This is a genomic window from Brooklawnia cerclae (assembly GCF_011758645.1).
Taxonomy (GTDB): Bacteria; Actinomycetota; Actinomycetes; order Propionibacteriales; family Propionibacteriaceae; genus Brooklawnia; species Brooklawnia cerclae.
In genome coordinates this window covers 2,563,709-2,576,328 of the sequence record NZ_JAAMOZ010000001.1, presented here as the reverse complement: position 1 = coordinate 2,576,328, position 12,620 = coordinate 2,563,709, and the positions used below count along the sequence as shown (strand labels likewise).

Below are 12,620 nucleotides of genomic sequence, written 5' to 3'. Positions count from 1 at the left end.
CCTCCCGCCCGCCGGGCCCGCCCGTCCGGGGCGGCCGCCGGAGGGTCTCCGATGACCGACGGCAGGGCGATCGGACGCAGTGAGCCGGATTCGCCGACGGCGATCCAGGTGCGCGGCGCCCGGGTGCGCAATCTGCGCGGCATCGACGTGGACGTGCCGTTGCGGCAGATGGTCGCGATCGCAGGGGTGTCGGGGTCGGGCAAGTCGTCGTTGGCCATGGGTGTGTTGTACGCCGAGGGCTCACGCCGCTACATCGAGGCACTGTCGACCTACACCAGGCGCCGAATGACTCACGCGGCGCGGGCGGCGGTGGACAGCGTCCGGTATGTGCCGGCGGCCCTCGCGTTGCGGCAGCGACCCGGCGTCCCGGGGGTGCGCAGCACCTTCGGCACCTCCACCGAGCTTCTGAACGTGCTCCGGGTGATGTTCTCCCGGCTGGGCGCGCATCTGTGTCCCAACGGCCACCGCCTGGCGCCGACCATCGACGTCGCCGCGGGCCTGGAGTTGACCTGCCCGGAGTGTGGGGAGACGTTCATGCCTCCGGGGGCGGAGTCGCTGGCCTTCAACTCCGAGGGCGCCTGCCCGACGTGCTCCGGCATCGGGTCGGTTCGCCGGATCGACGACTCCACGTTGATCCCCGATCCGTCGAAGACCATCGCGGACGGCGCCGTCGTCCCCTGGAACGTGCTGGGTCTGTCGGTGATGCCCCAGGTGGTGGCCGAGTTCGGGGTGCGCCTCGACGTCCCGTACACCCGGCTCACCGACGCAGAGAAGGACATCGTCCTCAACGGGCCGGAGGAGAAGCGCCACATCAGGGTGCCGACGAGGAGCGGCCGCGTCTTCGATCTCGACTTCACCTACCGCAACGCGCGCCGTGCGGTCGACGAGGCCATGCGCAACTCGGACAGCGAGCGCACCCTCGCCCGGGTGAACCGGTTCATCACGGAGCAGGTGTGCCCGTCCTGCCACGGCACCCGTGTGAGCGACCGCGTGCGCGGCACCCAGGTGTCCGGCATCGACATCGCCGAGGCGACGGCGATGGCACTGGACGAGGTGGTCGCCTGGGCTCCGACCGTCGTCGACCCCCTGCCCGCTGAGATGTGGGCGATGGCGCGCATGATCGTCTCGCAGCTGCTCGGGATGGCCGAGCGTCTCGTCCAGCTCGGTCTCGGCTACCTGGGCCTCGACCGGGCGAGTTCCACTCTGTCGACGGGCGAACGACAGCGGGTTCAGCTCGCCCGGGCCGTCCGCAATCAGACCAATGGCGTGTTGTACGTGCTGGACGAGCCCTCCATCGGTCTGCATCCGGCCAACGTCGAGGGGCTCGTCGGGGTCGTCCGTGATCTGCTGCGCGACGGGAACTCCGTGGTGCTGGTCGATCACGATGTGCAGGTGCTGCGCGAGGCCGACTGGCTGATCGAGATCGGGCCCGGCTCCGGCACCGACGGCGGCACGGTGCTGGAGACCGGTACCGTCACCGACCTCGCGAGCAGCCCCACGTCGCTGATCGGGGGTTTTCTCGCCGGACGCGAACCCATCGTCGTCCGCGAACAGGCCGCCCCCGCCGAGGTGTTCGCACGGGGCCGGATCCGGCTCACCACACGCCCGATCCACACCGTGCATGCCCTGGACGTCGAGATACCCAAGGGCCGGCTGACCGCGATCACGGGGATGTCGGGGTCGGGTAAGACCACCCTCGTCCTCGACAGCCTGGTTCCCGCGCTACGGGCGAGAAACGGCTCCGGCCGGCTGCCCGGCCACGTCGCGGTGCTGGATGCCGCAGACATCACCCGGGTCAACGTCGTCGACGCCACCCCGATCGGCATCAACGTGCGGTCGACCGTGGCCACCTATACAGGCATCCTGGACGATCTGCGCCGCGCATATGCGCAGACCGATGAAGCTGTGCGACGCGGCCTGGGCGCGGCCGACTTCTCCTACAACACCGGCTCGTTGCGCTGCCCACGCTGCGAGGGCACCGGGCAGGTCTCTCTCGACGTACAGTTCCTGCCCGATGTCGACATCGCCTGCCCCGAGTGCGAGGGTGCCCGTTACGATCCCGCCGCCCGCGACATCCTCCTACCTGCCCCCGGGCTGGCCAACGGCATCGCGCTGCCCGACCTGCTGGAGCTCACCGTCGCCCAGGTCGTCGACCTCCGGCTCGATCTGCCCCGCGTCCGCAGGAAGCTGCGGACGCTGATCGACCTGGGGCTCGGCTATCTCACTCTCGGCGAGGACACCCCCGCGCTGTCGGGTGGAGAGGCGCAGCGCCTCAAGCTCGCGACCGAGTTGCATCGCAACCAGTCCGACACCCTGTTCGTCCTGGACGAGCCGAGCGTTGGTCTCCATCCGCTCGACACCCGCGTCCTGCTGGGCGTGATCGATCGGCTCGGCGCCAAGGGTGCCACGGTCGTTGTGATCGAGCATGACCTGGACATGATCGCCAACGCCGACCATGTCATCGATCTCGGGCCGGGCGGGGGACAGGCAGGCGGACGAATCGTCGCCGTCGGCACGCCGCGCGAGATCTCGGAGACGCCCGGAAGCGTGACCGGGTCGTACCTGGGACGCGTCCTGGATGCCGATGCGTCTGTGCGCGGGCGCCTGCCGCAGCAGGCCATTGCGCCGCGTCCGGGTGTGTGACACACGTCATGGCCCTTGCTCCTGACATGGTTCGTGCACGCCGGCGCCCGACCTGAGATCGTTGAGATCGTCGACCACTACCAGGAGGGAACCATGACGGACGAGCCGTCGCCTGCCCACGTGCCGGGACCGTGCCGCGCGGTCGAAGCCCTGCAGGAGTTCTTCGCCGCCGAGAACGCACGGGACTGGGACGCATACGCAGGCTTCCTGGCACCCGACGTCGAGTGGTCGGTCATCTCGCCGGGCATCGTGACCGTCGTTCGCGGCATCGAGGACTACCTCGCGGCCATGAAGCGCGCCTATCTCGGCAGCGACGGCACCTTTGTCGTCCGGCAGGTGTCGCCCGATGCATCCGGGCGGATCGTCAGCACCGTGCTCGAGGACGACGAGGGCAACCGTTCGCTGGACGTGTTCGAGTTCCGGGACGGGCTCATCGCCCGGGAGTGGGAGTTCCTCCTCGGCGTGGACCCCTTCTCTCAGCCGACCCGGTAGCGCTCCAGCGTGTCGGGGTTCACCTCGACGCCCAGGCCGGGGCCGCCCGGGACGAGGACGCGACCGTCCTGCAGCGTGAAGGGCGTCGTGAGCAGTTCGTCGCGGAGCGGATTGCGCGTCCTGTCGAATTCGATCACGGGTTCGTTCTGGAGCGGGACGGGCTCATAGGCGAACGGTGCCAGCGGGAGCGCGCTGCACACCTGGAGGCCGGCGCTGAGCGCGATCCCGGAGCCCCACACATGCGGGACGACCCGTAGGTTGCGCGCCGACGCGAGCGCCGAGATCTTCATGACCTCGGATATACCGCCGCACACACAGATGTCGGGCTGGACGATGTCGACGCAGCCGCCGCCGATGAAGTCGCGGAAACCGAACCGTGTGTACTCGGCCTCCCCGCCCGCGATGGGCACATCCAGTGCGGCCCGCACCCGCGCGTAGCCCTCGCGATCCTCCGGGGGAACAGGCTCCTCGAACAGTTCGAACCCTTCGCGTTCCAGCGTCCGGCCCATCAACACCGCCGTGCTCGCGTTGTATGCGTGGTTGGCGTCGGCGAGCAGGCTGAAATCGTCGCCCAGGGCCTTGCGCACCGCCGTGATACGGGCCGCGTCCTGGCGCACCGGCAGGAGGCCGATCTTCACCTTGAGCATCGTGAACCCGGTGGACGCGTACCGCTCCATCTCGGTCTGGAGCGCCGCGACGTCCGCGACCGGGTCGAACGTGGTGCTGGTGTAGTAGCCGCCGGTGCCGTAGGCGCGGACGCTGTCGCGGAACCGCCCGCCCATCAGGGTGGACACCGGCACGCCGAGTGACTTTCCGGTGAGGTCCCACAGGGCGATGTCGAGCGCGCTCATGGCTTCGATGTAGGTGCCCTTCTGGCCGAAGTCACGTGTGTGGGCGTAGAGCGTCTCCCATACCAGGCCGGGCGCCGCGTCCGGCATCGCCAGCAGCTTCGGGCCCAGGACCTCGTCCACGCAGGTCTTCACCGGCTCAGCCGGGCCGTACTGGCCACCCTCCCCCCAGCCGACGAGTCCGTCGGTGCTGGTCAGCTTCACGAGGAAGCTGTTGCGTTCCGGGAACTCGGCCTGCGACGAGAAGAACCGTTCGCTGCCGAGCGGAACCTTGAGAATATAGGTCTCGATCCGGTCGATCTTCATGTTTCCTCCGCTCGTCTCGGCTGCTCTGACGCGTCAAACGCTGACGGTCACGATAGCAGGAGATCAGACAAGTTGATTCTAATGTGGAAGAGCGGCACGAACCGACTCCCACGGCGTCCCCAGCATACGACTCGTCAGGATCACATGCCGCTGGTAGGCACAGATTGTCGAAACGCGGCCCGGGTATGCCGCGTGACCACATCGTGGACGCTCCACGTTTGACTGAACCAGAGTCGGCGGTTATGTTCAGGTCATCTGAAGAGTGGTGAACGCTTGAGAACCCGGTTCCGAGGACCTCGCCGCTCGCGGCTGTCGTGTGCCGCACGAAACGCCCCGCAGACGGGGCCAACCACGAAAGCAGGTGACGGTGATGTCGGCAACCTGGCTCATCATCGATTTCGTACTCGTCTTCATCGGTATCGCACTGCTGATCGTGCGCCTGAAACTCAATCCGGCACTGGCGCTCCTCATCGGGACGATCGTGCTCGGCCTGACCACGGGCGTCCCGATGAGCGACGTCGTCGACGGGGTGAACCAAGGCTTCGGCGACCTGATGGCCGAGGTCGGGTTGCTGATCAGCCTGGGCATCATCATGGGCCTGCTCATGTCGAGCTACGGGGCGGTGCAGCGCATCGTCGAGGGCATCCTCAAGCTGTTCGGGAAGAAGGGTTCGCCGTTCGCCTTCAGCCTGACCCTGTCGACCATCACCCCCGCGATCTACTTCGACGTCCTGCTGGTACTCGTGGCACCCATCGCCCGCCGTGTGGCAAAGAGCACCGGACGCCCGGTCGCGTCCCTGGCCGGGCCGGTGTCGATGGGCCTGGCAGCGGGTAACGCCCTGGTCATCCCCGGCGCGGCCATGCTCGCCTACCTGGGGACGATCGGGATGTCCGCTGGCGACATGCTGATCCCCGGCTTCGCAGTCGCGATCCCGACCGTCGCCCTGACGACGTTCCTCTACATCTTCGCCATGGAGAAGCTGCGCTGGTGGAAGGCGCCCCTGGACGAGGACATCCCCGCCGACGACTCCGAGGCCTCGGTCGAGACTCCGGCGGAAGACGTCCAGCTGCCGTCGATGGGAGCTGCCCTGGCACCTGTCCTCGTGGTTCTCGTCCTGATCATCGCCGCGATCGTCGCACCGCTCGCCGGTGCGGACCTCGCCTTCGTCGAGTTCCTGGGCAGCCCGGTCATCGCGCTCCTCATGGGGGTGCTCACCGCTCTGGTCATCACGGTGCGCCGCAGCGGGCTGCGTGGGCAGGAAGAGGTCGTCGGAAAGGCCCTCGAGACCGCCGGGACGATCCTGGTGGTGACCGCGGTGGCCGGCTCCCTGGGGCAGATCATCGCCAGCACCGGGATGAAGGATGTTCTTGCCGGCCTGTTCGAGGCGAACGCGGCGCTTCCGCTGGTGGCAGTGTGGTTCATCGCGGCCGTGCTGCGCATGGCGATCGGTGGGCAGACCGTGTCGGGGATCACCGCGATCAGCATCATCAGCCCGTTGGTCGGCACCCTCGGCCTGCCGCCCGCGCTGGTCGTCCTCGCGGCGGGTGCCGGTGGCTGCTTCGGCGGGCAGTTCAGCGACAACGCCTTCTGGATGGTGCGCTCGCTGTTCGGTCTGACGACGCGCGGGACGCTCAAGACCTACACGTTGTCGCAGTCCATGCTCTCAGTGGTCGTCCTCGCCGTGGTTCTCATCGTGGACATCTTCGTCTGAGTCCCCGGCGCCGGTCGCCGCGGCCGAGGCGACCGCGCGATCGTGGTAGGTGCGTAGCGCGCTCGACGGATCGGCCGTCACGCCACTGAGCTCGCGTTGCACCGTCTGCACGTGCTCCCGTGCCAGGCGGGCAGCGCGAGCCGTGTCTCGTGCGCTGATCGCCTCGAGCATTCCCAGGTGGTCGGCGTGGGCATGCTCGAGGCGTCCCGGGAGCCCGATGACGCGCAACGAGTACTCCTCGAACTGCGGGGCGATCGACTCCCACATGTAGAGGAGCAGGGGATTCCCACTGGCCTCGGCGATCTGCCGGTGGAACGAGCCGTCGAGGCGGACGAACTCGGCCTCGCTGATACCGGGGTCGGACGCCGCCGCGAGGAACGAGACCATCTTCTCCCGGTGATGATCGGTGAGCCTGCTCGCGGCCAGTTCGGCGGACTTGCCCTCGAGCGCGATCCGCACCTCGAAAAGGTCGCTCATGGTGTAGCCACCGCCGAGCGTCAGCTCAAGACTGATGGTCGTGGGGCGATTGTTGATGACGAAGACGCCCACTCCGTGTGTGGTCTGGACGTATCCGGCCGCCTCCAGGACGCGGATGGCCTCACGCATGGAACTGCGTCCCACCCCGAACTGCTGCGCCAGGTCTTTTTCGGCGGGAAGTCTGGTGCCCACCGGGAACTCACCCGAGGTGATCAGCTCGGACAGCTTGTCCGCAACGGAGTCCGACAGCTTCCGCCGGGGAACGTGCCGATCGCTGGTCAAACCTCTGCCTCCGGTGCCGGGAATGGGGGTGCCGTCGAGAATGCGATGCGGCACCCGATGATTACGACGATGGCTCATCGTATCGTCTGCCGGGTCGCGGCGTGCGGCTCGATGGTGACAGGCGTTGTGAACGGCGACTGCGCAAAGGCAAGAGTCGTCGTTGCGCAGTCGTCCGCGTCGACAGGATCGGGTCTGCACGGGTCGGGGCCCCAGGAGACTCCCGGGGCCCCGACCTGCGGTCGTGACCGCACACCGAGCCAGTCACACCGTCGGTCGGATGCCGTCGGTCACACCGTGAAGTTGTGCCACAGCAACAGGGCGAGCCCGAGACCGACGACGAGGTTCACCACTGTCGCGATGACGAACACGACGATCGGACGCCATCCGGCCTCCCGTATCGCCTTGATGTTGAACTCCAGGCCGATGCTGACGAACGCGAAGGTGAGGAACCACGTCCGCAGGTTGTTGGCGACACCGATCGCGGCCTTGGACACGTCGGAGGGAACAGCGCTGGAGTAGATGGTCGCGACGATCGAGGCGACCAGGAAGCCCAGGACGAACTTCGGGAAGCGGTCCCAGAAGGCCCTGGCAGTCGGACGAGGCGCTCCCTCGGTGCGTTCCACCTTGTAGGCGAAATAGACCGTCAGCAGGATCGCGGCAACTCCCAGAAGGGCATTCTGCGTCGACTTGACGATCGCGGCGATCTGGAGTGGCTGCTCGCCGGCCAGAGTGCCCGCGGCGGTCACGGCGGCGGTCGTGTCGATGTTGCCGCCGATCCACGCGCCGGTGACGGCGGGGCTCAGGCCGAGCACTCCCGCGAGCCAGGGGAGGACGAAGATCGCCGGCAGCGCGAACAGGATCACCAGGCTCGCTGTGTAGGCGAGATGCTCCCGCTTCGCCTTGACGGCTCCGGCGGCCGCGATGGCCGCGCTCACCCCGCAGATGGAGACCGCTGTCGACAGGAGCGCGCGGAGCCTGTCGTCCAGACCGAGTTTGCCCGACACCCACCAGGTCGAGAAGAACACGATGCTGATCAGGAGGATCGCCTGAAGGATCGCGGGGCCGGCGGCACGGACGATGATGGCGAAGTTGATGGACGCGCCCAGCAGCACCAGGCCGGTCTTGATGAGGAACTCGGTACGGAAGCCGGGGGAGAGCTTCTCCCGTAGTTTCGTGGCGCTGAGGATCGCGTTGCCGAGCAGCCCGAGGATGATCGCGTACACGGGGAACTCGATCGAGTCGGCGATCGTCCCGAAGCCGGTCCCCTCGGTCCACCGGGGCACGCCGTCGGTCAGGACGAAGGTGAGGATGCCCAGGACGAGCACGACTGCCAAGCCCCCGACGACCCAGGGCCAGTTCTCCTTGAAGCTGGGAACCGGACTGGTGTCGTCCGGCTGCTCGTCGACCGCCGAGGTTGCGGCGATATCTGTTCCGCTCATGGGACGAGTCCTTCCGGAATGACGCCGGTCAGGGCGAGAGCGAGCAGGACGAGGCCCACGATCACGGCCAGCCAGTCCTCATTGATCGAGAATTTTCCAGCCGCGTCCGGCTGATCCGTCGATGGCGATGAATTGCCCGTGTCAGCGGGCACGGAATCGGAAATTGACATAGGAATACCTCTAGGGGTGAGACTCGCGCAAGAGCGGCGAGAAATACGATGGTGGAACGCCAATGGCACGAGTCGGCATTGGCGGGCGACGACCCCGCGATGGCTGCGCTCAGACGAACGGGCGAGGCTCAGGGGGAGGCCGGGAGCGGATGCGCTGGGCTGCTCGCGTAGTCAGACGCGCAGCATGGCGCTGCGACAACAACAGCGCGTCCCGGGCGCCACTCGACAGGTGAGGTCGCGGGTTGGGACGTCGGCGGAACTCATGGCCCAGAGTATAAGCAGGAGTCCGAGTTGCCGGCCATGGTGATTCCCAATTCTGGGAAATGAGAATCGGGGAAGAAGTATCGATGGCGCGAGCTGCGGAATCTGTTATCGTCCTGCCCATGGCTGCGCAGGGGTGTGACATTTTGTTCTGCAGCCGTGCCGCGTGTCCGCGCGCGTGTCGCGCGTCCTGATCGGCGACCGCATCCAACTTTTGAGTTTTCGTTCATCGGGCCCGTGCGGCTTTTCCCGCGCGTGGGCGCATCCGGAATCATTGCGAGGAATCATGACAACCATTCACCGGCCGGAACGCGCTGAGGGGCAGTGGGCGGTCGACGGCCGTGCGCCCCTCAATCCGAACGAGGTGTTCAAGGCCGCCGACAACCCGCTGCATGTGCGCGAACGGATCGAGAAGACCTACGCACGCCTCGGCTTCGACTCGATTCCGCCGGACGACCTGCACGGGCGCATGCGCTGGTGGGGGATCTACACCCAGCGCAGGCAGGGCATCGATGGGGGACGCACGGCCACGGCGACCCCCGAGGAACTGTCGGACCGGTACTTCATGATGCGCGTCCGGCTCGACGGCGGCGCGATCACCGTCCGACAGCTACGGGTGCTGGCGGACATCTCGGACGATTTCGCCCGCGGCACCGCCGACATCACCGATCGGCAGAACCTCCAGTTCCACTGGGTCGAGATCGAGAACGTGCCTGAGATCTGGCGTCGCCTGGAGGCGGCGGGCATGCGGACGACCGAGGCGTGTGGCGACACTCCGCGCGTCATCCTCGGGTCTCCGGTGGCAGGGATCAGCGCCGAGGAGATCATCGACCCCACCCCGGTCATCCAGGAGATCGTCGCGAGATTCATCGGGGACGAGGACCTCGCGAACCTGCCGCGCAAGTTCAAGTCGGCGATCACGGGGCATCCGAGCCTCGACGTGCTGCACGAGATCAACGACATCTCGCTCGTCGGGGTCGTGCACCCGGAACTTGGCCCCGGCTACGACCTCTGGGTCGGCGGCGGCCTGTCGGTGGCCCCGCGGCTCGCCGAACGCCTCGGGGCATTCGTGCGTCCGGACCAGGCCGCGGACGTGTGGCTCGGCACGATCCGGCTGTTCCAGGACTACGGCTACAGGCGGTTGCGGACGAAAGCCCGTCTCAAGTTCCTGCTCGCGGCCTGGGGCGCGCAGAGGTTCCGCGAGGTGCTGGAGACCGAGTACCTCGGCTACGCGCTGGCCGATGGCCCCGCTCCGGCATCGTCGACACTGCCCGCGGACCACATCGGCGTCCACAGCCAGAAGGACGGACGCCACTACGTGGGCCTGGCACCGACGGTGGGACGGGTCTCCGGAGGCATCCTGCGCGGGTTGGCGGACGCGGCCGAGATGTCCGGTGCCAGGCGTATCCGGTTCACCCCGCATCAGAAGGTACTCGTGCTGGACGTACCCGCGGAGGGAGTCGACACGCTGATCGAGCAGGCCGGAAGGCTCGGCCTGACGGCGAGCCCGAGCCCGTACCGCCGTGCGACGCTGGCGTGCACCGGCATCGAATACTGCAAGTTCGCGTTCGTCGAGACCAAGTCGACCGCCGCAAACCTCATCGGCGAGCTCGAACGCAGGCTGGCCGGCGTCACGCTCGACCGGCCGATCACCGTGCACGTGAACGGGTGCCCGAACTCCTGCGCGCGCATCCAGATCGCCGACATCGGGCTCAAGGGGCAGCTGCAGAAGAATCCCGGTGGTGCCGACGAGTTCGCGTTCCAGGTGTTCCTCGGCGGCGGCCTGGCATCGGCGGCCAGGGACGATGCGGGGCTCGGCCGCACTGTCCGGGGGCTGAAGGTCACTGCGGATGAGCTTCCTGACTACGTCGAACGGGTTACTCGTCGGTTCTTGGCCGAGCGCGGTGGCGACGAGTCCTTCGCCGACTGGGCGCATCGTGCCGACGAGGGCTCGCTACGTTAGCGGAGGGCGGCCGCGTAGGTGCGCACAGCTCGTGCGTACTGGGGAAGGTGACCGGCCAACACCGTGAGCGCGCGTCGGTACAGGGGAATCGCCTCCGCTTCTCGGCCGACGAAATCGTTGGCCGAGGCCAGTTCGTACAGGGCTGCCGCATCCCCGTCGTCTCGTTCCGCTGCCAGCGCGGTCATCGTAGCCAGGACCGCTTCCGGATCGTCCGGGTCGGCGTCCTGCCAGAACGATTCGATGCGAGCCTGCCACGCTGTGCCGTCGGCGTGTGCGTCCGTGTGAGCAGGATAGGGCCTGTCCGAGGTGCGCGGGCATGTGGCGCGTGGGGGTCGTACCAGGTCCGGGGCGGGGCCGCACCGCGGCTCCCCGGCAGGCTGGACGACAGACAGACATCGTCGTGCAGCCGCACAGGGGCGCGAAGCGCTGCGGGATGAGGACCCGGGTGGCAGAGTCGAACCATGGAGGAGACAACGGTCGTCGTCCCCACGAGGGACGGCCTCGAATTGCAGGTCTATCGCTGGGCGCCCGAAGGTGCACCGAAGGCGGTCATCCAGGTGCAGCACGGGTTGGCGGAGCACGCCGCTCGCTACCGGCGCTTCGGCGAAGCGCTCACAGGTGCCGGTTACCTCGTCTACGCCCCCGACGGACGCGGATCCGGGCGCACGGCACACGGGGACTACGGGAATTGGGGGCCGGACGGATGGCCCGGATGGGTCGACGACCTCGTCCAGCTCAATGCGCGGATTCGGCATGACAACCCCGGCCTGCCCGTGGGGTTGTTCGGCCACAGCATGGGCTCGTTCGCCACCCAGAACTACCTGCTCGACCACTCGTCCGATGTGGACGCCGTGGTGCTGAGTGGCACAGGTGAGGTCAGCGGTCTGGCCGATGCGCTGGGTGGGGACGGCCCCGCCGATCTGTCGGCGTTCAACGCCCCCTTCGAGAATCGGACGGGGTTCGAGTGGCTGAGCCGCGACGATGCAGAGGTCGACAAGTACGTCGCCGATCCGGCTTGTGGGTGGGTGGCGCCAGCACCCGGCGATTTCGCGTCCATCAAACGAGCCGCCGACCCGGCTGCTCTGGCCGGCATCCGCGAGGATCTACCGATCCTCATCGTGAGCGGCGACCACGATCCGGTCGCGGGGCCCGAGGCCGCAGGGCCGCAGATCGTCGGCGAGCGATACCGGAACGCCGGCGTCCAGGCGGTGACGGTCAAGCTGTATCCCGGGGCCCGCCACGAGCTGTTGAACGAGACGAATCGGGACGAGGTCACCGCCGACATCATCGCGTTCTTCGACGCGTCGCTGGCCTGAGGGCCGTCACTCGTCCACCTCCTTCGAGTTGTCCCGTGAACATGCGGGACAACTCGAAGGAGAACGGCCGCCGATCGGCGATGGCGGCGGGCACTGGCACAATGGCGCCCATGGACGTGCGCAGGCTCACCCCCGCCGAACACCTCAGCGATCACTGGGAGAAACGACGGGGGAGAACGCGTCCCAGACCCGAGTACACCTGGTATCTCACGTACGGCCACAGCCCCGAGTTGCACGACCTGGCGTCCGCTTTTCAGGCCACCATCAAGGGGGAGAGGCACGTCGTTCCCGTCGCGACACCTTGGCTGCACTCGACGCTCGTGCGCCCCGGTGCAGCCGACGGTATGTTCGGCCCCGAGGGCTTCGATCGGCTGCCGCCGGCGCCACCCGAGCCGTTTCTACTCACCGAGGCGATCATCTTCGACGAGGGCGCCGCGATCATCGGAGTCAGTGACACCTGGCAGGCCTGGCTGAACGCCGCCCGAGCGGCGCTGGTCCTCGACAACCCGAATCCGCACGTCTGGCTGCACGTCAGCCTCTGCTATACGACGGGCCCCTACCCGACCGACAACCTGGACGACCGGCTGAGTCCCCTCGTCAGCCCACTGGCATCGGTGGACGCCGGACGGCCGGTGCTCACCTTCTGTGAGTTGCACCGGCGTGAGACCGCCTACGAGTGGACGCCGATCGCCGAGCGGGCGTTGTAAGGGGG

General features: G+C 67.6%; 11 protein-coding genes. 6 read left to right on the top strand and 5 right to left on the bottom strand.

Features of this window, described 5'->3' with window-relative positions:
- Positions 1 to 51: 51 nt before the first annotated feature.
- Together FB473_RS11855 and FB473_RS11850 are read left to right on the top strand one after the other, a co-directional pair.
- Positions 52 to 2,643 carry an excinuclease ABC subunit UvrA gene (locus FB473_RS11855; protein WP_167167903.1) on the top strand — a complete coding sequence of 864 codons (2,592 nt, stop codon included), beginning with the start codon at positions 52 to 54 and terminating at the stop codon, positions 2,641 to 2,643.
- A 93-nt stretch (positions 2,644 to 2,736) separates the two neighbouring features.
- Positions 2,737 to 3,135: a nuclear transport factor 2 family protein gene (locus FB473_RS11850; protein WP_167167900.1), complete on the top strand. Its 399-nt coding sequence runs from the start codon at positions 2,737 to 2,739 to the stop codon at positions 3,133 to 3,135.
- On the opposite strand, the gene FB473_RS11845 is transcribed toward FB473_RS11850, so the two are convergent.
- Entirely contained in the window at positions 3,120 to 4,289 is a 1,170-nt protein-coding gene (locus tag FB473_RS11845) for a mandelate racemase/muconate lactonizing enzyme family protein (RefSeq protein ID WP_167167897.1), read from the bottom strand. The two genes, FB473_RS11850 and FB473_RS11845, sit on opposite strands and share 16 nt — an antisense overlap.
- A gap of 370 nt (positions 4,290 to 4,659) precedes the next feature.
- On the opposite strand from FB473_RS11845, the gene FB473_RS11840 reads away from it, so the two are divergent.
- The gene (locus FB473_RS11840; RefSeq protein WP_167167894.1) at positions 4,660 to 6,000 is read left to right on the top strand and encodes a GntP family permease; all 1,341 of its coding nucleotides are present in this window, start codon (positions 4,660 to 4,662) and stop codon (positions 5,998 to 6,000) included.
- Here FB473_RS11840 and FB473_RS11835 read toward each other — a convergent pair.
- From FB473_RS11835 to FB473_RS11825, 3 genes are all read right to left on the bottom strand, one after another.
- The gene (locus FB473_RS11835) at positions 5,953 to 6,813 is read right to left on the bottom strand and encodes an FCD domain-containing protein (RefSeq protein ID WP_167167891.1); all 861 of its coding nucleotides are present in this window, start codon (positions 6,811 to 6,813) and stop codon (positions 5,953 to 5,955) included. The two genes, FB473_RS11840 and FB473_RS11835, sit on opposite strands and share 48 nt — an antisense overlap.
- A gap of 233 nt (positions 6,814 to 7,046) precedes the next feature.
- Entirely contained in the window at positions 7,047 to 8,198 is a 1,152-nt protein-coding gene (locus FB473_RS11830) for a YeiH family protein (RefSeq protein ID WP_167167888.1), read from the bottom strand.
- Positions 8,195 to 8,368, bottom strand: coding sequence for a hypothetical protein (locus FB473_RS11825; RefSeq protein WP_167163666.1), 174 nt, complete (start codon positions 8,366 to 8,368; stop codon positions 8,195 to 8,197). Before FB473_RS11825 ends, FB473_RS11830 begins: the two co-directional genes overlap by 4 nt.
- Positions 8,369 to 8,915: 547 nt before the next feature.
- On the opposite strand from FB473_RS11825, the gene FB473_RS11820 reads away from it, so the two are divergent.
- The gene (locus tag FB473_RS11820; protein ID WP_167167885.1) at positions 8,916 to 10,592 is read left to right on the top strand and encodes a nitrite/sulfite reductase; all 1,677 of its coding nucleotides are present in this window, start codon (positions 8,916 to 8,918) and stop codon (positions 10,590 to 10,592) included.
- On the opposite strand, the gene FB473_RS11815 is transcribed toward FB473_RS11820, so the two are convergent.
- Complete coding sequence (locus FB473_RS11815; RefSeq protein ID WP_167167882.1) at positions 10,589 to 10,777, bottom strand: tetratricopeptide repeat protein; 189 nt, start codon at positions 10,775 to 10,777, stop codon at positions 10,589 to 10,591. The genes FB473_RS11820 and FB473_RS11815 overlap by 4 nt on opposite strands.
- A gap of 276 nt (positions 10,778 to 11,053) precedes the next feature.
- Here FB473_RS11815 and FB473_RS11810 point away from each other — a divergent pair, with 276 nt between their 5' ends.
- A complete protein-coding gene (locus FB473_RS11810; RefSeq protein WP_167167879.1) occupies positions 11,054 to 11,908 on the top strand; it encodes an alpha/beta hydrolase in 855 nt (284 codons plus the stop codon).
- Positions 11,909 to 11,943: 35 nt separating this feature from the next.
- Positions 11,944 to 12,615 (top strand): hypothetical protein, encoded by a 672-nt coding sequence (locus tag FB473_RS11805; protein WP_208390542.1) that lies wholly within the window; start codon positions 11,944 to 11,946, stop codon positions 12,613 to 12,615.
- Positions 12,616 to 12,620: the final 5 nt, after the last annotated feature.